Source organism: Anaeromassilibacillus sp. D41t1_190614_C2, from assembly GCF_015558525.1.
Classification (GTDB): Bacteria; Bacillota; Clostridia; order Oscillospirales; family Acutalibacteraceae; genus Anaeromassilibacillus; species Anaeromassilibacillus stercoravium.
In genome coordinates this window covers 58,325-84,496 of the sequence record NZ_JADMOD010000010.1, presented here as the reverse complement: position 1 = coordinate 84,496, position 26,172 = coordinate 58,325, and the positions used below count along the sequence as shown (strand labels likewise).

General features: G+C 56.1%; 25 protein-coding genes and 1 pseudogene. 14 read left to right on the top strand and 12 right to left on the bottom strand.

The window, feature by feature from the left end:
- Positions 1-80 precede the first annotated feature (80 nt).
- The 7 genes from I2G69_RS09165 to I2G69_RS09135 form a co-directional block, all read right to left on the bottom strand.
- Positions 81-410 (bottom strand): DUF2500 family protein, encoded by a 330-nt coding sequence (locus I2G69_RS09165; RefSeq protein WP_195560680.1) that lies wholly within the window; start codon positions 408-410, stop codon positions 81-83.
- 932 nt (positions 411-1,342) lie between these two features.
- Positions 1,343-1,795: a hypothetical protein gene (locus I2G69_RS09160; protein WP_087234378.1), complete on the bottom strand. Its 453-nt coding sequence runs from the start codon at positions 1,793-1,795 to the stop codon at positions 1,343-1,345.
- A 112-nt stretch (positions 1,796-1,907) separates the two neighbouring features.
- Positions 1,908-2,528 carry a hypothetical protein gene (locus tag I2G69_RS09155; protein WP_195560679.1) on the bottom strand — a complete coding sequence of 207 codons (621 nt, stop codon included), beginning with the start codon at positions 2,526-2,528 and terminating at the stop codon, positions 1,908-1,910.
- 128 nt (positions 2,529-2,656) lie between these two features.
- Positions 2,657-3,271 (bottom strand): hypothetical protein, encoded by a 615-nt coding sequence (locus tag I2G69_RS09150; protein WP_195560678.1) that lies wholly within the window; start codon positions 3,269-3,271, stop codon positions 2,657-2,659.
- A 71-nt stretch (positions 3,272-3,342) separates the two neighbouring features.
- Entirely contained in the window at positions 3,343-3,939 is a 597-nt protein-coding gene (locus I2G69_RS09145) for a hypothetical protein (RefSeq protein ID WP_087234385.1), read from the bottom strand.
- A 13-nt stretch (positions 3,940-3,952) separates the two neighbouring features.
- Positions 3,953-4,348, bottom strand: a complete 396-nt coding sequence (locus tag I2G69_RS09140; RefSeq protein WP_195560677.1) for a matrixin family metalloprotease — start codon at positions 4,346-4,348, stop codon at positions 3,953-3,955.
- 141 nt (positions 4,349-4,489) lie between these two features.
- Positions 4,490-5,068, bottom strand: a complete 579-nt coding sequence (locus I2G69_RS09135) for a hypothetical protein (RefSeq protein ID WP_195560676.1) — start codon at positions 5,066-5,068, stop codon at positions 4,490-4,492.
- A 245-nt stretch (positions 5,069-5,313) separates the two neighbouring features.
- On the opposite strand from I2G69_RS09135, the gene I2G69_RS09130 reads away from it, so the two are divergent.
- The 10 genes and pseudogenes from I2G69_RS09130 (at position 5,314) to I2G69_RS09085 (ending at position 13,803) form a co-directional block, all read left to right on the top strand.
- Complete coding sequence (locus I2G69_RS09130) at positions 5,314-6,672, top strand: aminotransferase class I/II-fold pyridoxal phosphate-dependent enzyme (protein ID WP_195560675.1); 1,359 nt, start codon at positions 5,314-5,316, stop codon at positions 6,670-6,672.
- Between the two features lie 262 nt (positions 6,673-6,934).
- Positions 6,935-7,258 carry a cyclic-di-AMP receptor gene (locus tag I2G69_RS09125; protein ID WP_087234392.1) on the top strand — a complete coding sequence of 108 codons (324 nt, stop codon included), beginning with the start codon at positions 6,935-6,937 and terminating at the stop codon, positions 7,256-7,258.
- Complete coding sequence (locus tag I2G69_RS09120; RefSeq protein ID WP_195560674.1) at positions 7,255-8,133, top strand: DNA polymerase III subunit; 879 nt, start codon at positions 7,255-7,257, stop codon at positions 8,131-8,133. The genes I2G69_RS09125 and I2G69_RS09120 overlap by 4 nt, the downstream gene beginning before the upstream one ends.
- 62 nt (positions 8,134-8,195) lie before the next feature.
- Positions 8,196-9,056 (top strand): annotated as a pseudogene (locus I2G69_RS14270) (PSP1 domain-containing protein); the annotation flags it as partial.
- Positions 9,057-9,806: 750 nt separating this feature from the next.
- Positions 9,807-9,977: a DUF362 domain-containing protein gene (locus I2G69_RS09110; RefSeq protein ID WP_054324474.1), complete on the top strand. Its 171-nt coding sequence runs from the start codon at positions 9,807-9,809 to the stop codon at positions 9,975-9,977.
- Positions 9,978-10,125: 148 nt separating this feature from the next.
- Entirely contained in the window at positions 10,126-10,884 is a 759-nt protein-coding gene (locus I2G69_RS09105) for a tRNA1(Val) (adenine(37)-N6)-methyltransferase (protein ID WP_087234518.1), read from the top strand.
- Entirely contained in the window at positions 10,881-11,726 is an 846-nt protein-coding gene (gene rsmI, locus I2G69_RS09100) for a 16S rRNA (cytidine(1402)-2'-O)-methyltransferase (RefSeq protein WP_191448705.1), read from the top strand. Before I2G69_RS09105 ends, rsmI begins: the two co-directional genes overlap by 4 nt.
- Positions 11,719-12,165, top strand: coding sequence for a GNAT family N-acetyltransferase (locus I2G69_RS09095; RefSeq protein WP_191448704.1), 447 nt, complete (start codon positions 11,719-11,721; stop codon positions 12,163-12,165). Before rsmI ends, I2G69_RS09095 begins: the two co-directional genes overlap by 8 nt.
- Before the next feature lie 418 nt (positions 12,166-12,583).
- Positions 12,584-13,123 (top strand): rubrerythrin, encoded by a 540-nt coding sequence (rbr, locus tag I2G69_RS09090; RefSeq protein WP_087234401.1) that lies wholly within the window; start codon positions 12,584-12,586, stop codon positions 13,121-13,123.
- Between the two features lie 353 nt (positions 13,124-13,476).
- Positions 13,477-13,803, top strand: coding sequence for a helix-turn-helix domain-containing protein (locus I2G69_RS09085; RefSeq protein WP_087234403.1), 327 nt, complete (start codon positions 13,477-13,479; stop codon positions 13,801-13,803).
- A gap of 458 nt (positions 13,804-14,261) precedes the next feature.
- Here the strand turns inward: I2G69_RS09085 and I2G69_RS09080 are convergent, their stop codons facing one another.
- The 3 genes from I2G69_RS09080 to I2G69_RS09070 form a co-directional block, all read right to left on the bottom strand.
- Positions 14,262-15,035, bottom strand: a complete 774-nt coding sequence (locus I2G69_RS09080) for a YdcF family protein (RefSeq protein WP_195560672.1) — start codon at positions 15,033-15,035, stop codon at positions 14,262-14,264.
- 320 nt (positions 15,036-15,355) lie between these two features.
- Entirely contained in the window at positions 15,356-18,145 is a 2,790-nt protein-coding gene (locus tag I2G69_RS09075; protein WP_195451017.1) for an LCP family glycopolymer transferase, read from the bottom strand.
- Positions 18,142-18,612 carry a sigma-70 family RNA polymerase sigma factor gene (locus I2G69_RS09070; RefSeq protein ID WP_237967039.1) on the bottom strand — a complete coding sequence of 157 codons (471 nt, stop codon included), beginning with the start codon at positions 18,610-18,612 and terminating at the stop codon, positions 18,142-18,144. Before I2G69_RS09070 ends, I2G69_RS09075 begins: the two co-directional genes overlap by 4 nt.
- 401 nt (positions 18,613-19,013) lie before the next feature.
- On the opposite strand from I2G69_RS09070, the gene I2G69_RS09065 reads away from it, so the two are divergent.
- From I2G69_RS09065 to ilvC, 4 genes are all read left to right on the top strand, one after another.
- Positions 19,014-19,625, top strand: a complete 612-nt coding sequence (locus tag I2G69_RS09065) for a hypothetical protein (protein ID WP_195560671.1) — start codon at positions 19,014-19,016, stop codon at positions 19,623-19,625.
- A 330-nt stretch (positions 19,626-19,955) separates the two neighbouring features.
- Positions 19,956-21,578, top strand: coding sequence for a biosynthetic-type acetolactate synthase large subunit (gene ilvB / locus I2G69_RS09060; RefSeq protein WP_191405632.1), 1,623 nt, complete (start codon positions 19,956-19,958; stop codon positions 21,576-21,578).
- Between the two features lie 12 nt (positions 21,579-21,590).
- Positions 21,591-22,091, top strand: coding sequence for an acetolactate synthase small subunit (gene ilvN / locus I2G69_RS09055; RefSeq protein WP_087234416.1), 501 nt, complete (start codon positions 21,591-21,593; stop codon positions 22,089-22,091).
- A 113-nt stretch (positions 22,092-22,204) separates the two neighbouring features.
- Entirely contained in the window at positions 22,205-23,212 is a 1,008-nt protein-coding gene (gene ilvC / locus I2G69_RS09050) for a ketol-acid reductoisomerase (RefSeq protein ID WP_195560670.1), read from the top strand.
- Positions 23,213-23,696: 484 nt separating this feature from the next.
- On the opposite strand, the gene I2G69_RS09045 is transcribed toward ilvC, so the two are convergent.
- Positions 23,697-24,893 carry a TasA family protein gene (locus tag I2G69_RS09045; protein ID WP_195560669.1) on the bottom strand — a complete coding sequence of 399 codons (1,197 nt, stop codon included), beginning with the start codon at positions 24,891-24,893 and terminating at the stop codon, positions 23,697-23,699.
- Positions 24,894-25,211: 318 nt separating this feature from the next.
- On the bottom strand, positions 25,212-25,904 hold the full coding sequence (locus tag I2G69_RS09040) for a YczE/YyaS/YitT family protein (RefSeq protein WP_191405630.1): 693 nt from the start codon (positions 25,902-25,904) through the stop codon (positions 25,212-25,214).
- Positions 25,905-26,172: the final 268 nt, after the last annotated feature.

Below are 26,172 nucleotides of genomic sequence, written 5' to 3'. Positions count from 1 at the left end.
AAGAAAACCGTTTCCCGCAGGGCCCGCTCCGGCAGATGGAATCCCGGGAGGTATCCCACGGCGGGTCAAGAGGGCCGCCGCTATGCCGCGCGCGTGAATCCGACCACCCGGCCGTCCCGGTAGGAGAGGGTGCCGTGGTCGCCCACCTGTAAATCCGTATAGAGCGCCTGCCCGGCAAACAGGGAACGGGTCACCCCGCCGATGGAAAACAGGATGATATAGTCCGTTTTCGCATCCGAGGCGCGCGCTGTGCTGGTGCGGCCGGAGGGGGAAACGTTCTTTCCGATCACCACGGCCTGTGCGCGTTTGAGGTTCCGGCGGTTGTTATGTACAACCGTCACAAACGAGAGGACGCTGAAAAGGGCGACGGTTCCCCATAAAATGCAAACAAAGATTCCGAATGGATTCATGGCTCCCCCTCCCGAGGACGTCTGGCGTTTTTGCCGCACGTGGCGGCCGTCTGATAGCGATGGAGTTTGTAGGAAAAGGCGGGACAGATTCCGCAGCGGAACGGCAGAGGGACAATCCCTGCCGGCCGACGGTTGTACGAAACGAAAATAGGCATCGCTGTTTTTTGCCCAAAATTTTCTTTTGCTCATTAACAACGAAGAATTTTGACAAAAAGGGACACATGTGATAAATTCTCACGCCGAAATGTCCATCGCCTCCTATTTCCATTTATATTGAAAAAAGGGCCGCTCCATGTCTAGGCACACAGTGCCTTTCGCAGACACACAGTGTCTTTCGCGCCTACGGCGAGGGCTACGCGGGCAGGCGGCTGGAAATTTTGCTTTCTTGCCCGGACACGCAGTGTCTTTCGCGCCTACGGCGAGGACTACGCGGGCAGGCGGCTGGGAATTTTGCTTTCTTGCCCGGACACGCAGTGTCTTTCGCGCCTACGGCGGGGACTACATGGGCAAGCGGGCAATTTTGAAAGGAAGGAGCTGTCCGTCATATGGGCGGATAGGCCGCTTTTCAGTTGGCAGGAATGCGATTGCATAGAAATGCTAGTAGCCTTTCTCTGTTAGGCCGGGCAATGGTTCGAAAGGAACAGCGCTCCCGGACGGTCTTTCCGCCCGGGAGCGCTGTCCAGATGTGCTTATGTGTGCTACAATTCTTGTAGCCTGCGTTTGGATTGCGGGGCGGGAGTTTCAAAGGGCCGTCGGAAAGGCGGACGGCCTTTGCGAGAAAGCCGCAGCTTTTCCTCATGAATCATTTAAAATGGGGATGGCCTATTTTTACTGATTCCAGGAATAATAATAGATGGCATTGTCCTGCAAATCGACCATGCCCACGACGATGTTTTGAAACAAGGGGATATCTTGGTCAAAATGCGCATGGTTCAGCCGGCTCCAGGCTGTTTATGCCACGAGGAAAGAATGCAGTAGAATCCCTGCCGGTTCCCACTCTCACGGAAGAGGTCCCTCGCCAGTTCTTTGCCGGGGAGCGAACCAATGGCCTGCACTCGTTGCCGCAAGGAGTGCGCAACGTCCTCTGGCAGCGGGAGGGGCGACCAGCGCGCCATAGCGCCCTGGGAGAGGAATGCGTCCCGTTCGCTGGGCGGGAGCGAAAAAGCATAAAGCCGGTATCCGTCGCCCATAGCGCCATAGGTATCTTCTTCGAACAGGACCTCCGTGTGCTCCGGCAAGGCCAGGCCAAAGCTGTCCGAGAAGAAGGAGTAGGGGTTCTCTTCCGGCCGGGTTGTTAGGAAGATGGCTGTTGCTGCAACGATCAACAGAACGAACCCCAAAAGAATTTTAGGATGCGAAAAGCATCCGGTTTTGTTGGGCTCCATAGGTGTAACTCCATCATGATTTTTGCCTTTGCAGATCGAATCATAGCGCCCCTAAAAAAAGAAAGCTTCTTATGAGTTCCTTTCCCAGTTATTCGAAAGAATGACTTTTCCTTTAAGCATCATAACGCTCCAGTGCGGACTGATACCATGCGGCATACTGCTCTTCACCCTGGGCACTCAGATGTTCAGGGAGGACGAGTTCGCCGTCTTCAGGGACAGCAAAGCTGGCGCACCAGGGATGCGTTTCAGAAAATGCCCCGCTCCATGGCCGGCCAACGTCCGCTGCGTGATTTCCTGGACAAATGAAAAGAATGTATTCCCGCCCTTGTATAATGGGCTGGTGTCCAAAATAGGAGACAACGGACGGGTTTCCATGAAGATCCTCTTGGATAAAGTAGCCTTCTATAAAGGGGATGGTGTCCCCAGCTTTTAAGTCCCCTTTGAAGGACTCCGTGATGGTGAGGGTGGAGTGCGTAAATCCCGTTGTCGATATGTACTCCGGATCATCCTCAATGGGCAGGTAATTTTTCGCATCCGATAGAACGCCTTTTACAATATAGGGAGACCGCTCTACAAGGCTCGCAAAGGTTTCTGGTTCGTTTACGATAAAACCTTCGATCGAATGAAACGGCAAGCTTTGGATATCCATTTCCTCAGCATGTACGCTGGGAATCATGACCATTGCCGTCAACAGGACGGCCATACACAGGGAGATAAAAAGCTTTTTCATCATGTTGATACCCCTCCTATTCATAGATCGCCTGCAACGACTCAACATCGTGGTCCAGAATGACGTAAGCGGGCCGTAGCTGTAGTTAGCTGCATGACGGCCCGCTTTGGCCTCCCTGAAAAGAAAGCTTCTTATGTGTTATATTTCTTCAACACTGCTGGATAAAATTCCCTGTAAAGTTCGCTGTTAGGGACGAAGCGGCTGGGGATGGACGCGTCTGCGGAACCCTCTTCTCCGGAAGGGACGGCATATTGGGAAAGGCCGAAGTAGGAGGTGGAATATGTCCCACTCCAAGGTTTGTTTTCGTCATAGAAGACGTTTGACGGACCGATGAAGAGAATATATTCGTGCCCCGGCAGAATCGGCCGGTGGCCAAAATAACAGTGTAACCGGCGTTCTCCGCTAGAAGGTGTATCAATATAATACGTTTCTATAAATGGTACCGTGTCCCCGGCCTTTAAGTCTCCTTTAAAGGAATCTGTAATCGTGAGGGTGGATAAGGTAAAGCCGGTGGTGTCGTCCGTCGGAAGATAGTTTTCCGAATCCTCGGAGCGGACCGCCTTCACAATACAGGAGCTTCCGTCTTCCAATTCTTTAAAGGTCTCTGGTCCTGGGGTCATAAACCCATCAATTGTGCAAATAGGAAGATTCTCCAAATTCCTTTCCTCAGCATGTACGCTTGGAAGCACAATCGTTGCCGTCAGTAGGATGGCCAGACACAGGGAGATAAAGAGCTTTTTCATCATGTTGATTCCCCTCCTATTCATAGATCGCCTGAAGAGACTCGACGTCGTGGCCTCCCTGAAAAGAAAGCTTCTTATGTGTTATACTTCTTCAACACTGCCGGATAAAGTTTTCTGTAGATTTCATTATCAGGGATGAAGAGGTCATCGATTTCATCGTCTGAAGGGATTATATAATGTGAAATGCCAGGGAATGCGGTGCAATATGTTCCAGTCCAAGGCTTATTTTCCATTAAGGAAACCTCTGGGAGTCCAATGAAGAGAATGTATTCCCGTCCCGGAAGGAGAGGGGCGTGTCCAAAATAGCATACCAGCTGTGGCTCTCCCATTTTGTTTTTCCGAATACAATAGCATTCTGCAAACGGGATCGTGTCTCCCTCTTTTAAGTCGCCTTTAAAGGATTTGGTAATCGTGAGCGTGGAACGGGTAAATCCATTGGCTTCATCACTTGGCGGGAAGTTTTCCGAATCCTCGGAGCGGATTGCCTTCACAATACAGGAACTTCCGTCTTCCAATCCCTCTAATGTTTCTGGCATTGCGACCATAAACCCATCAATTTTACAAATAGGCAAATCTTCGAGGGGCCTTTCTTCAGCATGTACGCTGGGAATTACAACCATTGCCGCTAACAGGATGGCCATACACAAAGTGGTAAAGAACTTTTTCATCATGTTGATTCCCCTCCTATTCATAGATCGCCTGAAGAGACTCGACGTCGTGGTCGAGGATAACGTAGGCGGCTAGATTTGTGTTATCCTGCATAACAGCGGGCTCCGAACAGGACGGATGCTTTAAACCCAACGCATGGCCGAATTCGTGGATGACCGTCTGTGCTTGGACGGCGGAGCTGAAGTCCAAAAGGCCCACAGAATTTAAGGTGACTTTTGCGCTGGCGATTTCGTCGCCCCAGTCCCCGATATAGCCGTCGGTTTGTCCACTGCCGTTGCTTTCCGAGAAGAAGGAGTAGGGGGTCTCTTCCGGCCGGGTTGTTAGGAAGATGGCTGTTGCCGCAACGATCAACAGAATAAACCCCAAAAGAATTTTAGGATGCGAAAAGTATCCGGTTTTGTTGAGCTTCATAGGCAAATCCATCCCAGTAAAATTTTGACGAGGCGAAACTTGCACCCCACAAAGGGACCGCGCTTTTCCGTCCAAATCCTTTATGTGTAGATCGCCGAGCTTTTCGATCAAAAGCGTAAAAGCGTAGAAAGCGGGATGCGTTTATCCAGCAATTGCTGCGGTCAAGGCAATGGGTGTCATATGATCTTGGTATTTGTTCGCCAGTTCTTCGGGCGAGAGTTGCGCTTGCTCCAGATTTCGGTAGTCCTCCCAGAATATTTGGTTATAATCCATATGTGGGAAGGTTATCGTGATTTCTTCCAGTCCCGGCCCTTTTGCAACCGGATATTCCAGAATTACGTCTGCGCAGTAATGTGGCGGGACCACGTTTAAGGATAGATCCGGAGGATTGCTTTTTTGCGTTAGCCCGGTTCCGGTTTGCAGTTGAGCGTTTGAGAAAGCAAAGCTGTAACCAAAAGGTTGCTCGGTGGAATTTTGAATGGTGATGGTGGCCGTTAAGCTGTAGTATTGGTCTGCATCTAAAATTTGGCCGTTCCACATAAAATAATAAGCGTCATCCTGCATCACAGGAGCTTTATGGAGGGTTCCCTTCATAGGGAGCAGTTCGGCAACCATTTGATAGGTGATCCCATCGATCGTTACAGATGCTGTTTCATTGTCATTGGCGGCGGGAGCCTGTTCTAAATGGTTCAGGAAGAGGAGAGGGTCAAACTCTGCCACGTCTGACGTCCTTTCATTGCTTGGCCCATTGGAGTTACAGGAGGCTAAGAAGATGAAAAAGGATAGCGATAGTAAGAAAACACAAAACTTTTTCAAGGCGGCCACCCTCCTTTCAGGTTCATTTTTTTCTATATATTAACAACGATCAAGAAAACAAAATGAGGACAAAAATTTTTTATATTACGAAAATGTAATTATTTATAACAAATATAAGATGTTACAATCTATGAGAAAGGACCCATCCCATGTCTGAAACACCTCTTTACACGGCCCTAATGGAACACTGCGCCCTGCACCGCGCGGCCTTCCATACGCCCGGCCACAAAAACAACCCCGCAGCCCTTCCGGACGACCTCTTATCCCTCGATTTTACCGAGCTGCCGGACACCGACAGCCTCTTTGAAGCCGAAGGCCCCATCCTGCGCGCGGAGCAGGCCGCCGCGCGGCTTTTTGGCACAAAGCGGACGTTGTTCTCCGCGGGCGGGTGCTCGTTGTGCATCCAGGCGATGCTGCGCCTGGCCGCGCCGAACGGGGGAAAGATCCTGTGCGGCCGCGTGGTGCACCGCTCCGCGGTGAATGCCATGGCGCTGTTGGGCCTGGAACCCGTCTGGGCGCTTCCGGAGGACCTCGTGGACGCGGTGGCCCTGCACCCCGATGTGCGGGCGGTCTATGTGACCAGCCCGAATTATTACGGGGAGTTGGCGGACATCCCCGCGCTTGCCGCAGCGTGCCGGGAGCAGGGAATCCCCTTGCTCGTGGACAATGCCCACGGCGCGCACCTCTTCTTCACGGAGCCCATCCTGCATCCGATTGCGCTGGGGGCCTCCATGACCGCCTGTTCTGCGCACAAGACGCTCAATGTCATGACCGGCGGCGCATGGTTGAACATCGCGGACGAGCGGTTTGTCCGGGACGCCAAGGGCGCGATGGCGCTGTTTGGTTCCACGAGCCCGTCCTACCCGGTCATGGCCTCGCTAGATTGGTGCCGGGCTTGGCTGGAGGACAACGGGCGGCTGGAATTTTCCCGCCTACAGGCGCGTGTGCGCGAGCTGAAGAAACTGGCGGAGCGCGTGGGGCTGCACGTCCCCGGCATGGGCTGGTGGGAGGACCCGCGCCGGTGGGACCCGACGCGCATCACCTTGGACGTCACCCCGGCGGAGCTGACCGGGCAGGCGGCGGCGGAGCTGCTGCGGTACGCCGGGTGTGAACCGGAATATGCGGACAGCCAATTTGTCGTGCTGATTGCGACGCCGTTTAACACGGAGCGCGACTTTGAGCGCTTGGAAAAGGGCATTCGCCTGTTGGCGGACCGCGAAGCGCGCGCGGCGGTCCCGCTGCCCCGGAGCCTTGGAAACCGCCACACGCCCCATACGGATGGCATGCCCCCCTTGCCGCCCGCACGGGTCCCGCTGCGGGACGCCGTGCTCGCCCCCTCTGAGGCGGTCCCGTTGGAAAAATGCGTTGGGCGGATCGCGGCGGACCCCGCGTGCCCCTGTCCTCCCGGCGTACCGGTTGTGATGCCGGGGGAGGAAATTACAAAAGACGCCGTGGACTTTTTGCGCGCCTATGGCTTTTCCTCGCTAAAAGTGTTAAAATACAAATAATGTTTCTTCCACAGGTTCTGAAAGGGAATCCATTCCTAGCCGCTTTGCTGGCGCTGCTCCCGGGCAGATGCCCGCAGGGGGAAGGGGCCTTTCGCGGAGACGGGGAAGAGACGGTCCTGTGGGTTCCGCAGGGGCGAATGCCGCGCTGTTTGGCAAATGGATGCGGCTGGCGCGCCCGTGTATCGAACCAAGTGAATATGGTGCAAACATTGTCATACATAAATGGCCGCCTTTTGCGGCCGACCGAACGGAGGGAGTTTCGATGAAGCTGGTACTTGCAATCGTGAGCAAAGATGATAGCAGCATGGTTTCTTCTGCGCTGACGCAGGAGGGATTCCCCGTCACCAAATTGGCGACCACGGGCGGTTTCCTGATGGCCGGCAATACGACGTTTATCTCCGGCGTGGAGGACGGCCAGGTCGATCAGGTCATCGACATCATCCGCAAACAGAGCAGCCGCCGCACCCAGATTGTCCCCAGCGCATCCACCATGGACGGAGGTATGTATACATCCGTGCCGATCGAGGTCACCGTGGGCGGTGCGACGATCTTTGTGCTGGATGTGGACCGTTTTGAAAAAGTATGAATTTCGAAGGGATTCGCTGTAGCGAGGCGGTCAAGCAGAGCCTTTCCCTCGCGTTTCAAGAAGCCCGCCTGCCGCATGCGATCCTCTTAGAAGGCCCGGCAGGTTCAGGGAAATCCGAACTGGCGCGGTGGATTGCAAAGGCGGCGGTCTGCACGGGCGAGGGGGAGCGGCCCTGCGGCCGTTGCCCGGGCTGTATCAAGGCGGCGGCAGGCGCGCACCCGGACATCACCATCGTGGGCGGCGGCACGGCGGCGCGCTCCTTCCATGTGGATACCATCCGGCAGATCCGGGCGGATGCCTACATCAAGCCGAATGAAGCGCCGCTGCGCGTCTTTTTATTGGAGGGCGCGGAGACGATGTCCGAACAGGCGCAGAATGCGCTTTTGAAGGTGTTTGAAGAGCCGCCGGACCGGGTGCTGTTTCTCCTGACCGTGACTTCGGCGGTGAAACTGCTTCCGACGGTCCGCTCGCGGGCGCAGCTCTTCACCCTGGAAGGGGAGGAGCAGGCGGACCCCGCCGATCTGGAGCTTGCTGCGGCCATCTGCCAGGCAATTCCAGCCCCGGGGGAAGCCAAGCTTTTGGAGCTGACCGCACCACTTATCAAGGACAAGGAGCGGTTCCGCCGGATCTTAAAGCAGCTGGTCCTGCTGTTCCGGGATGCATGCGTCCTGCGGGCGGGCGGGGCGTCCTGCCTGTCGCACCAGCCGGAGGCGGCCGGGGAACTGGCGCACACCTTGACGCGGGATCAATTGATGCGCCTTTTGGAATACGCGCAAAGCGCGCAGAAAGCACAGGACCAAAATGCCAACGCTGCGTTGTTGGTAACGACCTTTTGCGCCCGGATGCGGGCCGCGTCCCACGGGCGGCATGCATAAAAGTTGCACGATCGAATTCGGAAAAGAAAGCCATCGGTTTTGCGGTGGTTGGGAGGTAATCTATGGCCGAGGTAATTGGCGTTCGATTTAAAAATATGGGCAAGGTGTATTACTTTGACCCGGAAGAATATGAGCTGAAAATCGGGGACAACGTGATTGTGGAAACCGCGCGCGGCGTGGAATGCGGCGAGGTTGCCATGGAGCGCAAGGAAATCGCGGAGGAGGACATCGTCCAGCCGCTGAAAAAGCTCATCCGTATCGCAACCCCGGACGACTTGAAAAAGGTCGCGGAAAATGCGATCAAAGAGAAGACCGCGTTCGATATCTGCGTGAAAAAGATCGCGGCGCATAAATTGGAAATGAAGCTGGTGAACGTGGAATACACGTTTGACAACAGCAAGATCTTGTTTTACTTCACAGCGGACGGCCGTGTGGACTTCCGCGAGTTGGTCAAGGACCTGGCGTCCGTGTTCCGCACGCGCATTGAGCTGCGGCAGATCGGCGTGCGTGACGAGGCAAAGATGCTGGGCGGCCTGGGCATCTGCGGCAGGCCGTTCTGCTGCTCGTCGTTCCTGAGCGGGTTCCAGCCGGTCTCCATCAAGATGGCAAAGGAACAGGGGCTATCCCTGAACCCCGTCAAGATCTCCGGCACCTGCGGGCGGCTGATGTGCTGCCTGAAGTATGAGCAGGAGGCGTATGCCGACCTGCTGCGCCGCACCCCGGCGGTCAATTCCATTGTGATGACCCCGGCGGGCAAGGGCGTGGTGGTGGACCAGAACATCATCACCGGAAATTTGCAGGTGCGCTTGGATTCTGCGCCGGAGGCCGCGCCGCAGACTTTCCATGTGAAGCAGGTGAAGCTGCTGCGCGGGAAGGGCGCTGCGGAAAAGAAAGAAGTGGAAGCGGAGCTGGAGGTTACCGAGGAGGTCGTTGTGCTGGAAGCGGTGCTCGACCCGGTGGAAGAAAAGCCGGAGAAGCCGGAGCGCAAGGAGCGTCCGGTGGAGAAGAGGCCCCAGCGGGAGGCAAATTCGGGCGAGCGCCGCGAACAGCCGCCGAAGGACCGCGAGAAGCGCCCGCCGCAGCAGGGCGGCAAGGGGTCGGAACGCCGGGAGCGTCCCCCGAAGCGGGAAGGACGCCCGCCGCGCGGCCAAGGCGAACACGCAAAGCAGGCCGGGGAGGGACGGCCCCCGCGCCAGGAGCGCAGCGGGAATGAACGGCCCGGCGGGGCGCCCAGAGGCGCAGGCCGGGCGGAACGCGCCCCCCGCAACAACCAGCAGCGGGAACACCGGGCGGCCGAGAGCCCGAAGGCCCCAGCAGCGGAGCATGCTCCAAGTGCGCAGGCCGGTGCGGTGCAACCGGCGGAAACATCCGAATAAAACGATGGGCGGCTTTGCTGTATGCATTTGCAAAGCCGTCCTGATTTTTATAGGTTTGGAGCGGATGGGGAACGTCTATTTTGTGGCGTTTCAGGCGCAAAACGTGCCCGCCGGACGGGGCGGAAACGCAATCCGCCGTTTTTCCCAAGGCCCGGTGCTTCCGGGACGGGATTCGCCGGAAAATAGCAGCACCCCTCTGCTGATCCAATGAAAATTTTCCCAGACATCCAAGAAACTGTTGCTTTTTTGGTATTCTGTGATAAAATAAGCTTGTAAAACTTAATGGAGGTGTTACCTTTGGCATACGCAATTAGTGATGAATGCATTTCCTGCGGCGCATGTGCAGCAGGCTGCCCTGTTAACGCAATCTCCGAGGGAGACGGCAAGTTCGTGATCGATCCCGACACCTGCACCGAGTGCGGCGCATGTGCAGAAGTTTGCCCGGTTGGCGCTCCTGCTCAGGCATAATTCATTCGTCGGAAAGCTGAAAGGCGAAGCGTCTGTGCGCTTCGCCTTTTTTGCGTCTGTCCAGAAGGGGGGCCTGCTGCTGTGTAAAGAGGCGCGCAGCGGGAACACATCCTCGGAAATCGCCGTATTTGGAAAGGAGGGCCTTCCCTTGGCCACCACATATCCCCGTTGGGAACCCCTCTCCCCGCAGGTCTCTGTATTGGTCTCCTCGACGCACCGCTTTAACACCGATACGGTCCTGCTCGCATGGTTTTCCGCGCCGCGGAAAGGGGAGATCTGTGCGGACTTTGGCACCGGCTGTGGAACGATCCCCCTGCTCTGGTGCGCAAAAGCCCAGGCCGGCGAGGGCGCGATGCCGGGAAAGGTCTACGCGGTGGAGCTACAGGCCGACGCCTGTGCCTTGGCGCTGCGCTCTGTGGAGAGAAACCAACTAGAAAATACAATTTGTATTATAAATAACGATATAAACAATTTGCAATATTTACATCCCCCGCGCGGGCTCGACCTGGTGGCCTGCAACCCTCCCTATAAGCCGGAGGGGACGGGCATCAAAAATCCGCAGGAGGGCCTTTCCATTGCGCGGCATGAGGGGGCCTGCACCTTTGCAGAGATCGCGGCGGCCGCGGCGCGTCAGCTCCGCTGGGGCGGGCGGTTCTGCTGCTGCCTGCGCCCGGAGCGGCTTGCCGGCGCAATGGAGGCGCTCCGGCGCGCCGGTTTGGAGCCGAAACGGTTGCGCTTTGTCCAGCAGCGGCCGGACAAGGCCCCCTTTTTGTTCCTTTTGCAGGCGGCGCGCGGGGGGAACCCCGGGCTGCGTGTGGAGCCGGTCCTCTTTGTGGAGGATGGGAAAGGCCACTTTTCCCAGGAGATGTTGCAGATTTATGGTTCGTATAAGGAGGGGCATGTATGACGGGAACACTCTATGTGGTCGGCACGCCGATCGGCAACCTTTCGGATTTTTCCCCCCGCGCGGTGGAGACGCTGGAGGCCGTAGACTTCATTGCGGCAGAGGACACGCGCGTCACCTTGAAGCTGCTGAACCACTTTGGCGTCAAAAAGCCGTTGGTCAGCTATTTTGAGCACAACAAGCGCGACCACGGAGAGAAGATTTTGGCGCGCCTGGAGGCGGGGGAAAACTGCGCGCTGGTGTCGGACGCAGGGATGCCCGCCATCTCCGACCCCGGAGAACTGCTGGTGGCGCAGTGTGCGGAGCGCGGGATCCCGGTGCTGGTGGTGCCCGGGCCCAGCGCGGTGGTTTCCGCGCTGGCAATCTCCGGCCTTCCGACCGGGCGCTTTACCTTTGAGGGCTTTTTGAGCGTCAATAAAAAGAGCCGCCGGGACCATCTGGACGAAGTCAAGGACGAGCGCCGCACCATGATCTTTTACGAGGCGCCGCACAAGCTCTACGCCACCCTGCGCGACATGTTGGACGCCTGGGGAGACCGCCGCATCGCAATCGTGCGGGAGTTGACGAAGATTCACGAGGAGGTTATCCGAACGACCCTGTCCGAGGCGGTGCAGCGCAGCAAGGACGACCCGTTTAAAGGGGAGATTGTGCTGGTGATCGAGGGGGCAACCGCACCGGCAGCCGAAGCCTATACCTTGGAGGAGGCGGTCGCCCTTGCAAAGGAAAAGCTGGAGCAGGGCCTGGCGCCGTCCGAGGCGGCAAAGCAGGCCGCGGCGGAGAGCGGCCTGGCCAAGCGCGACATTTACCGCGCCATTTTGCACGACGGAGGCGGCGCGGATGACTGAGATTGTCAAAGTGGAGGAGTCCCATAAGGCGGACTATATGGCGCTGTTCCTGCTGGCCGACCCCAGCGAGGAGATGGTGGCCAAGTATCTCGGTCGCGGCGACGTGTATGTGCTCTTTGCGGACGGCGCCCCTGCCTGTGTTGCCGTAGTGACGGACTACGGCCCCGGCACGTGCGAGCTGAAAAATTTGGCGACGGATGAAGCGCTGCAAAACCGCGGCTATGCGGGGCAAATGTTGCGGTATCTGTTTGCCGTCTGCGCAGACCGCTATGAAGCGATGTATGTCGGCACTTCGGTGCAAATGCTCCCCTTTTATGAGCGGTTCGGGTTTGTCCCTTCGCACCGGGTGGAGAACTTCTTCGTGGATTTTTATCCGGAACCGATCTTCGAGAACGGCGTGCAATGTGTGGATATGGAGTATTTAAAGCGGAGGCTCTAAGGGAAGGGCACAGAAGGTCAATGGTCCGTTTGAAATGCGCGGCCGCAGACCCCTTCCTATGGGAGCTATTTACCAGCTTCAATGGGCGCTTTCCCTATGGAATAACGGAGGAACAAGGGCCGTATATTGCAGGGGGATTGCTTTGGGGATGAAGGATGCCGTGCATTTGTAGCGGGGGTAAAGAGGTGCTTCGTTTTTCCCTTTATAATCGATTTTTGTCATATTGACAGGCGTTGCTTAAAAAAATTGGATAATTTTACAGAAAATAACTGATTTCTTCATTGATTCCATCGGAATATCCATGTATAATAGTTGGTAAGAGATGGCAAACTATCTATGTCCCGAAGGCAGTTGCAATCAGGCCCGCGCGCGAGACGGGGCTGAAATATATTGGGTACTTAGACAGGAGGAAAAAGCAATGGAATTAAAAGGAAGCAGAACCGAAGCAAATTTGATGGCGGCATTTGCGGGGGAATCCCAGGCCCGCAATAAGTACACCTTCTATGCGTCCAAGGCCAGGAAAGAGGGCTACGAGCAGATCGCAGCTATTTTTGAGGAGACGGCGCGCAACGAGAAGGAGCACGCGGAATTGTGGTTCAAAGCCCTGCACGACGGCGGGATCGGCACAACCCTGGAGAACCTGGAAGACGCCGCGGCCGGCGAGAACTACGAATGGACCGAGATGTATAAGAATTTCGCGGACATTGCGGAGGAAGAGGGCTTCACCGCCCTGGCTGCACAGATGCGTTTGGTTGCGGGCATCGAGAAGGCCCACGAGGAGCGCTACCGCAAGCTGGCACAGAACATCAAAGAGGATATTGTCTTTAAGGCCGGCGAGGAGACCATATGGGTCTGCCGCAATTGTGGCTATATCCACATTGGCAAGTCCGCCCCGGCGGTATGCCCGGCTTGTAAACATCCGCAGGCCTATTTCGAGCGCCGCGCGGTCAACTATTGATGGATTGAATAAAGAAGGAAGCCGCCCCATGTTCATCGCATGGGGCGGCTTTTGTAATCGGAAAAATCGTGTTTCGTATGGCGCCAGACGCATGAGGGGATAACCTGCGGAGGAAACGCCGTGGAGCGCAATGGTAGGGAGAAATCCAGAAGGCGCGCGGGGGCTTCCCCCATGGGACAGGGCCAGCGCCTCTTGGACGCGGTCCAGACGGCCATGAACCGCCATTTCCCTCTATCATCATTAAAAAGGTATCAATTGGCATGAGTGTCAATTTATAGCAGCGGCTCTTTGCGTATTTTGCAAATTATAATTGACATAGATATACTACAATTACATCGAGGGTGTGATGTGTAGTGTATGATTTTGGCCTAAGGCTGAAACAGCTACGGGAAAAGCACAATTTGTCGCAATCGCAGGTGGCCAAAAGGCTGGGAATCACCAGAGCTGCAATTTCCAGTTACGAAAACAACATTTCTCTCCCTTCTGTCAATGTGCTCGCAGAGCTGGCCTTGCTGTACCGGGTCTCTACCGACTACCTGCTTGGGTTGGACAACCGTACGGCTATCGTTTTAGAGGATCTTACGCCGCGCCAAAGCGCTGTGATACAAGAAGTGATGGATACGCTTGTCACAGAATTCAAACTCTCCAATCGGGAACGATCGATTAAAAGACAAACGTAGATCGATATCCCTACGAGCCCATCGCAACCACGCGGACCACAGATCCATTGAATAAAACACAGAATCCGACTGGAACATTTGGAGGCACATCCCGTAAGACAGGTAGGCACCAAATGTTTTCCTCACCAGTCGGATTCATTCCTATGCTTTTACCGGCGAGAAAGCCCCGCGCGGAAGGGCCTCGGGCGGGCGCTTATCCCCTGGGTTCATTCCAAGGCTTTCAGCGTCTACGGATAAAAGCACAATTTAGTTTATCGCCGTCGATGTTTTGACGCAAGATGCGGCAAAATTTGCGGCAGAAAATTGGGAAGAAACTGTATATATAATTGATATGCGGCGGATTGTAGTCCTTTTTTTAAGAAACAATAGGTGAATTATTTTCACCTAATTTCCGCACGCTTATACATAAAATTGTTCATAAAAATACAAGGAAAAGGCGCCAGGGAGGCCCTGCCGCATTATTCCATCCAAGGGAATAGGAAGAATTTGGTCAGGGCAAGAAGCTCCCTGCCATAGCTGGCGGAAAGTAGATACCACGGCGTTTTTGCAGGGAAGGCATATGCGGTGATCCCCTGCTGCTGTGCAAGTTGCAGCGCACGGAACATGTGGTACCGTTCTGTCACCAGGATACAGGTTGGGTCAAGGCCCTCCGCCTCGATGACCCTGCGGGAATTGGCAAGGTTTTCGTTTGTGTTGGTACTCTGGTCTTCCAAATAGATGCGGCCGGAAGAAATGCCATGCTGTTCCAGGCCGCTGCGGATGGCCTCGGCTTCGGATATCCATTCCCCGTCGCCCTGCCCCCCGCTGGCGATCGCCACGGCATCCGGGTGGGAATGCAGGTATTCCGCTGCGGCGTCAATGCGCGCCTGCAACGCCGCGCTGCCCACCTTGCAGCCTAAAATAACAACCGTCCCGCTGCCGGAGGGCGAAGGCGTGGGCCACAGCATGCAGCCGGTCAAAAAAGCTGCCCAAGCGAAGCACACCGCTAAGATGCCCCAGCAGGACCGCCGCAGGACGCGCAGGAGTTTTGCATGTTTTGCCTGCTCCATACGGCTGCGCAAGGGGACATACCAAATGCCTCCGGCTATCAGGAAGAGGCTGAACAGGATTCCCCCGCCGTTCCCCACATGGAATACGCCCCAAAAAAGCGGGATGCAAAACCATATGAACAATCCTGCCCCGGCACAGAGGGCGAGGACGCTGGTGATTTTTTCTTTGTGTGTCCGTTTCATATGGGAAACCTCCTTTGATCGAAAAAGCCGCTGGGATTATCCCGGCGGCTTTCATTATAGCATTTTTTGATAGGACGCGGCCCTTTTTAAAGCAACGCTGTCCAGGTGGCCTGTGTTTTAAAGGGAATGGGCACCTATTGCACAGCGGTTTAGAGGCTCCGGTTGCATACAAAGGAAGAGCCTCGTTTGGATGCCGCCTTTGTGTATGCTGGCCCTATCCGATTGTGGCGCCGCACCGGTGTGGGGAACCTCTTCCGGCATGTGGCGATTGCCGTAAAAAAGATGCGGGTTTCTATATGGCGTCCCAAGCGGCAGAGGGTTTATAACCCCTCTGCGTATTCGCCGCTCAGCGGCATGCGGAAGGTCTGCCAATAGACGCCGCCGGTTTCTCCATCGCTCATAAAATAAAGGGATTCTTCGGTCAGGCAAAGGTTCTCGAAGGTGCCCGTCGCGGGCAGGACCTGGGTGATCGATTCTTGAACGGCGTCTTCCTCCAGCGCCCGCAAGTTTACACAGTAGAGCCGGCGGTTGGTAGAGAGGTACATAGTGCCGTCCGCTACAGCAAACGATTCCACATCGGGGAAAATGGCCGGGGCGTTGATGATGGAGCCGTCGGGCTGTGTACGGTACTGGGACAGCACCAGGTCGGAGACGGTGAACAGGACGGCGTTGGCCCCGTCCGGCGTGGCACGGTGGATATTTCCGTTTTCCGCGTAGTAGAGCGCGGAACCGTCCAATATATAGGGCTGGCTGGCGTCCGAATCGTTGGAAAAGAGGAAATCCGGCTCGCCGCCGTCGTGGTACATGGCGATTTTGGGGCTCCCATCCGGGGAACTCTCGTCCGCCTGTACAAAATAGTACAACTTGCCGCCGTCCCACTGGATGTCCAGCAGGTTGCCGCCTACACGTGGAAGCAACGTTTCCTCGCTAACATTGGAACCGTCCGTTACGGGGCGCGTTTCACGCTGGTAGATCTCCCCGCCGCGGATATAGTAGAGGAATTCGTCCGTGACGATTAAGTCGCTGTGGGGCTGCTTCTCAACGGAGATGGGGATGGTCAGGTTCCATTTGGCCGGGAGGCAGTAGATCCCGCCGTCCAGCTGGTTGATGAAATACAGGTCCCCGTTCAGGATGTTCAGGGAAAGGCACGGGCCGTCGGTCAGCGCGGTCTGCGTATTGTGTACCGAATCCCAACGGTAAATGCGGTTGTTGTCCACAGCGTTGATGTAGTAGACGCTCCCGTCGCCGCCGTCCACCGCAATGCCGCCGTTTGCAAGGTTGCTATTGGTATTCCCAACAGAGGAGGCCTCCTCCGGAATGACGTCCGCGCTGTTTTTTTCCTCCGGCTGGATGTCATAGAGGAATTGGGCGAGTCCCTGGGCGCATGTGGGGAGGTCGGCATACAGGATGCCGCCGTCCACAGCCTGTCCCGTGAAATCCATGGGGACTTGGCAGATTTCAGGCACGGTGGCAAGGGCGTCCGGAAGGTCCTTTAGTATGCTGGAGAGGTCGGTTTCAGAGATGTCGGTCTCAAGCAGCGGCGCGAGATCCGCCGCGAGTGCGTCCGGTTCGGACTCCTGTGTTTGCTGCATCAGCGTCAGCAGGACGACTTCGTGATTGCCCATATTGCTATCGGACCCCTCCCAAAGCTGTAAGGCGGCGAAGATTTCTTCCCCGCTTAGAACAGTGGGGCCGGCGGCAACTTCCCCATCGACGCCGGACGTTTCGGAGAGAGCGGCGCTGATTTCCACGGCGGCCGACATCGGAACCCCGCCGATCCGGTCGATGGCCTCCACCGCCTGGGGATAACCGGCGCGCACATAGCCGTCGATTGCCACGCCGAACGTCTCTTCCACAGCGGTACACAGCAGGGCGCCGCTCCCGGGTTCCGCGCCGACCTCCCCAATGGGCTGTTCCCCGGAGACCGGCACCTGGATGGCCAGCCCCGGGGCAAAATCGACCAGGCGGAGGGCCTGGCCGGTATTATCAAATGAAAGGAGCATCACGCTGCTCGCGGAGGAATCCTCCGCCCCGACCCAAAGCAGGATGTTGACGATCTGGGCGTCGCGGTATAGGCCGTCTTCACCGCGGATCACACCTGTCTGCTGTACATTGCTGCCATAGACAAAGGCGATCAATTCCTGGGCCATTGCGCTGAGATCGTCTGTGGCGCCGCCACCGGCGTCTGGGTCGTCGGCGGGGACCGTGTGGGTGGAGAGGAAATTTCCCGGGAAAGATTCCAGTTCGGAGGCAAATTCCATTGCGGTCGGCAAGCTCAGGTTGGTCCGCACTTTGGGCAGGAGTGCCCCCAAGAACTCAGAGGCGCTGGAGGGATCGTTCCAAATCTGCCGGAGCAGGGATTCCGCCAGTTTCTGCTGCCGGATCATGCGGTCGTAGTCCGTGCCCATGCGCACCCGCGTAAAAAAGAGCGCCTGCGAGCCGGTCAGTGTGTGTTCCCCAGCGGTAAAACCGCCCTCTAGGAAGCTGTCCTGCGAGCTGCTCAGTGCAAAATAGGCGGCTTCCTCTTCGGAGAGTTCCATGGTCAGCCCGCCAATGGCGTTGATGGCCGCTTCCATGTCGCTGGCATCGATCCAGAGATAGCCATCCACGGCTAGGCCGAAATTCTGCTGGATCAACGAGACCGCCTCGTCCCCGTTTTTTTCGGTTTGGAAGAGGGCGGAAAGCGCTTGTTCCCGGTCATCCGAGGTTTTGACCCGCAAGCTGGGAAGGAAGCTGCTGAGCTTGAAGCCGCCGCCCCGCTGGTCCACGGAGACGAGCATCAGGGCGTTGCCATCTCCGCCGTCGTCCGTACAAAGGCATAGGATGTTGGTGATTTCACTGTCGCGGTAGAGGCCGTCACTGCCTAAGATTACCCCTTCGTTGGCAGTGGGCGCGCTGGAAACCGTCTCAATGGGCTGTAAAACGCGCTTTATGGTGGGCACGCCCAGGCCAAAGAGGAGAATCAGGCAGGCGGCCAATGCCACGGGGACCATCCAGCGCGGCCGTGTGCGCCGGGGTTCCTGCTGTTCTTCTAGGGTGCGGACCAGGCGGTCGCGGAATGCTGGATCCGCGTTTAACTTACGATAGGCGGATTGGTATTCCTGTTTCATACGATTTCCTCCTTCAAGGCTTTTGCCAGCAGCGCACGCGCACGGCTGAGACGGGACGAAACCGTATTCGGCCGGCTGTGCAGGATCTCTGCAATCTCTTTGGTGGAATAACCCTCGAAATAGTATAAGTGGACCACCGCGCGGTATTTGGCAGGCAGGGCGGCAACCGCGGAGACCACTTCAAGTTCCGCGTTGTCCAGCGCTGGAATGCCCTCGTCCAAATCCGCCCGTTTTCGAAACCATGCGGAAGCCAGGTGGTTTTTACAGTGGTTGACCGTCACGCGGAGCAGCCAGGCCTTTTCGTGCTCCTCGCTTTGAAAGATCGGTGCTTTTTCCATATATTTTAAGAGGACCTCCTGTACGGTGTCCTCGGCTTCCGCCCGGTTGTTCAGTTGGGAATATGCTACGCGCAGCAGCATGGTGGCGTATTCGTTCACCACGCGCTCAATTTCTGCGTTTGTGCGCACGTCCTTCACCCCTCTCACTTATAATACCACGAAGGAAGGGGTTTCCTTGCAGGCGTGGGAAAATTTGCAGGCACGCCGTGTGTTTTTGTGAATCTCTGGTTAGGGTTCGCCAGAGGAAGCAATCACTTACAAGAGTATATGTTTTCCGCAGGAAGCCCTGCGGAAGGAAAAACAAACCGCTGCGGAAGAGGGTTCCGCAGCGGTTCGTTTTGTATGCATGAATTTGTTTGCGTAATCCCGTGATTATATGTGGAGCGTCCTTGGGATTATGTAAAATGTTTTCTGGCCGCTTCTGCAATTGTGCGTGAAAAATCATCACGATCTAAATTTGTTTCCTTAACATTGTCCCTAAAACAAAAAGCCATCGTTATTATAGATAAAAGGGAAAAGGGGGAATTCCTGTGAGCAGGCGCGCATGGCTTTCATCCTTGGCAATGTTTGTTTTGGCAGCGGTCATTTTTTCCGCATGCAGCCAAAAAATGCAAACGAGGAGTATCTATGCAGACACACTCTTCGATGCGGGTTCCCTGGAAGAGCTGGAAGACCATGCCAAGTACATCGTGCAGGGTAAATTTCAAGATGATGCAACTGAAGATTTGCAAAGCGAAGCCGGGATTGTTCTCTACGGCGCAACGGTTTCCTCGTTTGAAATTACCAAAGTGTATAAGGGCGATTTCGAAGTGGGCGACGTCATCAAGATTGCCGAGCAGTATTATGTGGAAGAGCAGGATGGTCAACAGACGTTGGTCCATTATGGAAACTATATGCCGTCGGATGTAGGGCGCGAATACCTGATGTTCTTTGACAATCCTCCGGAAAACAGCGAGCGGTGGAAAGATACGTACACACCGCTGTGCCTGGATCGGGGGCGGTATCCAGTGATAAACGCCAAAACGCGGTCGGTGGCCGGCGTGGACAATATGACCAACGAAGGACTGAACCTCGATACAGGGGATTCGTCCCTCTACCGGCAGTTTTACAAAGACGTGATGGAGAACTATATGAACGGGTAACGGGATGTGGCAAAAGAGCCTTCCTTCCAATAACGCATAAAAATCGGCCCCAAACGAAGCCAAAGCGGCTTCCTTTGAGGGCCGCTTCTTCTTGTTATGGCCGGATTTTTGCGCGGATGGCTCCTGCGTTTTTCTTTTGCAACCGTTCCATTTTTGAAACATCTTCCATTCTCCGCTGCATTTCCCAGCAAGAATCCTTCGCCCTTTCTCTTGACGGAAAAACGGAACGATACTATAATAAGTTAAATAATAAAAGCGACAAGAAACGCGGTCTCCGCCGCCGGAAACCGACCGGCGTTGGATGCGGTTTAATGGAGAAGGAGTGGCCCTATGATTAGCGGAGCGGAAATCATGGTGAAATGCCTGCAAAACGAAGGCGTTTCCCATTTGTTCGGTTATCCGGGCGCAGCGATCTGCCCATTTTATGATTATATTACAAAAACGGACATCAAACATATCTTGGTGCGGCAGGAACAGAATGCCGCGCATATGGCCAGCGGCTATGCCCGCGCGAGCGGCAAGCCCGGCGTCTGCGTCGCGACCTCCGGCCCCGGCGCAACCAACCTGATCACCGGCATTGCGACGGCATATATGGATTCCATCCCCCTGATCGCGATCACCGGCCAGGTGAACTCCTGGCTGCTGGGCCGCGATGTGTTCCAGGAGGCGGACATCACCGGCGCGTGCCAGCCCTTTACGAAGCATTCGTATCTGGTCAAGGATGCGGCGAACCTGCCCCGCATCTTTAAGGAGGCGTTCCACATCGCAACCACGGGCCGCCCGGGTCCGGTGCTGATCGACGTCCCCACGGACATCCAATTGCAGGAGGTGGAGTCGTTCCACTATCCCGCCAAGGCGGACATCATCGGCTATAAGCCCCGCACGCAGGGGCATCCCATGCAGATCAAGAAGGCGTTGCAGGCCATCAAAGAGGCGGAGCGCCCGATCATCTGCTGCGGCGGCGGCGTGGTCTTGGCCGGCGCGCGCGAAGAGATGATCGCGTTTGCCCGCAACAGCGGCATCCCTGTGGCCGCCACGATGATGGGTATCGGCGTTATGCCGATGGATAGCCCCTATTATCTGGGGATGATCGGGTCCCATGGGCGCACCAGTGCCAACAAGGCCATGAGCGAGGCGGACCTCGTCATCCTGTGCGGCGCGCGGGTGGGCGACCGCGCGGTCGCTGCGCCGGAGAGCCTGGCGGAGAAGGCAAAGATCATCCATATCGACATCGACCCGGCGGAGATCGGCAAAAATATGACCGCCCATATCCCGATTGTGGGCGATATCCGTTTGGTGCTCTCCGAATTGGCGGCCAAAGTGGAAAACAACGTGTCGCAGGACTGGATTGACCGGGTGTTCGGCCTAAAGGCGAAGTACCCGCCGCGCGGCGAGGCGCGCGAGGACTGCGTGGAACCGCGCGTGTTTATCCGCGACCTGTCCGCCATGATGAAGGAAGACGCCATCCTAGCTGCGGACGTCGGCCAGAACCAGATCTGGGCGGCGCGCAATTTCAACGTGAAGGAAGGGCGGTTCCTGACCTCCGGCGGCCTTGGCACCATGGGTTATTCAGTGCCCGCGGCCATCGGCGCGAAGATTGCCAAGCCCCACCGCCAGGTTGTGGCGGTCTGCGGCGACGGGTCGTTCCAGATGTGCATGTGTGAGCTGGGTACCCTGATCCAAAACGGCGTGGACATTAAGATTATTATTATGGAAAACCAGCGCCTCGGCATGGTGCGAGAGTTCCAGGACCGGCTCTACGGCTGCCGCCATATTGGGACCGTCTTGGAACACGGCAACCCGGACTTCGTCAAGCTTGCGGAGTCCTACGGCATCGAGGCGGCCCGTGCGGAGAACAACGCACAGGCCAAGGAGTTGGCGCAGCATATGTTGCAGAGCAACAAGGCGTTTATCCTGGTGTGCAGCGTCGATCCGGAAATACCGTCCATATAGGGAGGGAGCGCCATGCAATATACCATTTCGATTCTGGTAGAGAACCAGCCCGGCGTGCTATATAAGGTTTCCGGCCTGTTTGCACGCCGCGGATTCAACATAGACAGCCTCGCCGTCGGCGAGACGGAGGACCATACCATCTCCCGCATCACCATCGTCGTCAACGGCGACGAGCACATTGTGGAGCAGGTGGAAAAGCAGCTGAACAAGGTGATCCAGGTCATCAAGGTGCGCGTGCTCCAGCCGGGTTCGTTCTATAGCTGTTATCTCTCGCTCATCAAGGTGAGCAGCAACGCGCAGCAGCGCGCGGACATTATGAAGATCGCGGAGCTCATGAACGCGCAGATCGTGGACGTTGCCACGGACTGCCTGACCCTGCAATTCACGGACAGCGTGGAGCGCACGGAAACGCTGATCAGCCTGCTCAAGCCCTACGGCATCAAGGAGATTGTGCGCGCGGGCGCGCTCGCAATCGAGAAGGGGTCCGCCGTGGCCCGCCGCAAAGGGAATTAATCGTTTGATAGTCTGCCAGGCCGAATCCGGCCTGTTCCAAACTTCTGCCGGGAAACCATCCCCTGGCAGCCAAATAAATTTATTGCCGGCGAACGGCAAGGAGGAAATGTATTATGCCAAAGATCTATTACGAAGCCGATTGCGACATCAACGTTCTGAAGGGCAAAAAAGTTGCGATTATCGGTTATGGCAGCCAGGGCCATGCACATGCGCTGAACCTGAAGGACAGCGGCGTCGACGTCGTCGTTGGCCTGTATGAGGGCAGCAAGAGCCGCGCGAGAGCGGAAAAGGCTGGCTTGACCGTTATGACTGTTCCGGAGGCGACCAAGGCGTCCGACGTCATCATGATCCTGATCCCGGATGAGCGCCAGGCGGATATGTATAAAAAGGACATCGAGCCGTACCTGACCGAGGGCAAGGCCATTGCATTTGCACACGGTTTCAACATCCATTTCGGCCAGATCGTGCCGCCGAAGGATGTCGATGTGTTCATGATCGCTCCGAAGGCGCCGGGCCACACGGTCCGCAGCGAGTTCCAGGAGGGCAAGGGCACGCCGTGCCTCGTGGCGGTGTATCAGGATGCTTCCGGCCACTGCCTCGACATCGCGCTGGCATACGGCGCAGGCCTGGGCGGCGCGCGTGCGGCCATCATGGAGACCACCTTCAAGATTGAGACCGAGACCGACCTGTTCGGCGAGCAGTGCGTGCTCTGCGGCGGCGTGACCGCCCTGATGAAGGCTGGCTTCGAGACGCTGGTCGAGGCGGGCTATGCGCCGGAGAACGCATACTTCGAGTGCATCCATGAGATGAAGCTGATCGTCGATCTGATCTACAGCGGCGGTTTCTCCATGATGCGTTATTCCATCTCCGACACCGCTGAGTATGGCGACTACGAGATTGGCAAGCGCATCATCACCGAGGACACCAAGAAAGAGATGAAGAAGGTCCTCTCCGAGATTCAGGACGGCACCTTCGCAAGCCGTTGGATCGCCGAGAACAAGAACGGCCGTGCGCACTTCAATGCATGCCGCCGCATAGAGGCTTCCCATCAGCTCGAAGAGGTCGGCAAGGAGCTCCGCAAGATGTACTCCTGGAACAACGAGAACAAGTACGCCGACTAATAATAGCGGCCGGCCCCAAGTTTTCTGCGGAAAACAGGCGGGGCGTTGGCCGGACAGAAAGGACCGGCTCCCGGTTTCCGCCGCGCTTGCGGCTTGAAGCGAGGGTGGGTCTGCTGTCCGCTATTGTATAGGACGATCGTTGTTTGTATCCATATAAGAAAGCGCCAGCTGGTTCCATGCAGAGTGTGGAACCAGCTGGCGCTTTGCTTTTGGGGAGGGGTGTCCTATGCGGATGAAAGGGTCTTCCTGAAAAGTTCACATGTTTGCAAAAAGAGCGCAGATGGGGAAGAAAGCCGCATGAAACAAACAGGGAGGGAATGGATTGGAAAATGGGGAGAATGTCCCGATCCTTTCCGGGGCCATTCTAAGAAGCAGGGAAATTCTATGTAAAAATAAAGCGCCCCCGCAGGCCAAAGCCTGCGGGGGCGCTTTGTTGAAATGATTCGATTCTGTTGCCTTTTACAAAGATACGAAACGGAAATCCTTAAACATCCCACTCGCAAACATAAGCAAATGGAGTATTAGCGTCGGCATCGTTCCAACCATAACCATAGTTTTTCGTCCGCATAGCTACGCAAGATCCATCACCGCTCGGTTCAGTGTTGGCCCAATGCGTATATTCATATGGCTCGCCCGTTATCCATGTCCATGGGCCGGTTCCTTCCGGTCTGCTCAGCCCAATCCAGACGCTCCATTCCCCGATGCAGGTGGTACTGTCCAGGGATTCGATAAAGTCCTGTTCCTCTGAGGAGGTAATGGTTACCAGATGTCCGCCGAGCTGCTCACAGGCAAGCTTGGCTTCTTCCCATGTCAACTGCGGGTATTCCGAATTTGGGCCGGAAAAGACCTTGTAATAGTGGCCGTTGCCTTCCCACAGGACGGCGTCCTCCGGCAGATCTACCGGCGGCTGGTCCTCCTGGAGCGCATCTACCTGGAGTGCCTCTACCTGCAATGCGCCGTGGTAATGCGCCGCCTGGTAAGCGTTTCCGGTGGTCGCCCCGGGCAGATAGCCCGCGATGACATAGGTCACGGTGTCTGCGCCCGCGCCCAGAGGATCGGTGGAATCAAACGGTAAGTAATACGATTTTTCAGAGCCTTCGCAGCTCTCGGCGTTCAGGTTTACGTCCGGTACGCGCTGCCAGGCGCCGTCCACATTTTCGTAGACATAGACCTTCAGCACGTCCTTGAGGTTGTACTTGTCCTCGCAATCGACCTGGGCCGGGTCGCCCGGTTTCACGCCGCCAAAGCCGTTGTCCACCAGATTGGCGATGGTTCCGTTGCAGGGGCCCGCGTCCTCCATCGTAAAGCGCACCTGTGCGGGCAGCGACCCCACGTTTGTCACCGTGACCGGGTGGAAATACACCGGGAGAGGATCAAAGCCATCCGTATTGGGGTTGACAATCTCATCCGCCGCCTTACCCTCAAAGTCCGTCCCATTGAGTTCCGCTTCAAAGGATTCCAACTCCATGGGGCGCAGGTTGGTGAAGGTCATGTCCTGGGTAATAGGGCCGTCGGTGGAGGTGCTCACCTCGATGTCCAGGACGCCTGCTTGGAAGTCCGCGCCGATGCGCTCTGTGTCCGTAAACCATGCCATGGTGCCGCCCGCCAACAGGGCCAGCGTTGTCAGCACGGCAACACCGGACAGGACGATCCGCTTTTTGCCTTTGCTCTGCTTTTTCACGATTCTGCCTCCTTTTTCGGTGGTCACAGACGGTTGCTCTGCCAGTGCGAAAAGATTCTGGCGTCCGCCTGCGTTTTACGCCGGAAAACAGCCCTGTACAGGACGGCGCCCATACAAAACCAGAGTGCGCGGCACAAAGTGGACCGATTCAAATGGCACACGGGGCTATGTAACGGGATACACTGTGCCCCAATGGTGCAGTGGATTGCGCGGATGGCCCTCAAGCGGCCGTATCTTTTCCAGACTCAAAGCTCTTTTCCGTTATTATACCATAATTTAGAAGGCAAATATATAAAAATTGGTATTTAAAATGAATGATTATGCATTTTCTTCAATCGCAGCCGGGCAATCGACGCCTTTCCGCTCTTGCCCAAGTAAGGGCTCTGCAACGTGGACGCGGAAGAACTGGATCAGCGGGCCTGTCAAAAAGGCGGTGATGATGGTGCCGACGCCAACAATAGCGGAGAGCTCGTTGTTTGCCAATAGGCAGAAGAGGGTGCCGATGCCCACGCAGACAAAGTCTGTGATGATGCGCGCCCAACGGAAGGCGATGCGGTTTTTGATTGCCTTCAAAAGGACATAGGCTGCTGCGTCATAGGGGGCGATGCCCAAATCCGCAGCCATATAAATCCCCGCCCCCGCACAGGTCATGACGATGCCAACCAGCAATAGGGCAATGCGCAGGGCAAGGGGGGATTCCATCCCCGCGTCTTGGGCCAGCCAACACACAAAGTCTGCAATATACCCCACAAATACCATATTGACGACGGTCCCCAACCCAATAAATGAACGGGCTGTAAAAAACACCACGATCAGCAACAGGATATTGGCGATCAACTGCCAGTTTCCAAAGCTCATGCCCAGGAAACCGCTGATGCCCATATTCATGCAGGAAAACGGGTCAACCCCGAATGCAGCCAAGCGGAGCAATCCCACGCTGATGCCGATCAATAAAATGCCAGCGACCATCATCGTCGCCCGCCGTCCCAATTGATGCCTGTATTTCTCCATAATCCTCATTTCCTTTCATAAAAAGCAAATATGGTTTCGTAAGAAAATATTCGTGCTCATTTTATATACGGGGATAATGGAAGTCAAGGGGATGTTTTGCCGAACTTGCAAGCAAGTTTTTGGATAAAAATCCGAACGTCCCTTCCTTCTCCGCTGCCCATCCTATGCATTTAAGGCCGGAATGTGGGCACTGTGTGCCCGCGAAAAACACACAGTGCCCATTGTAGCGCCTATGGTTGCCCAGCAAAGCGGCTGGGGCTTGTTTGTA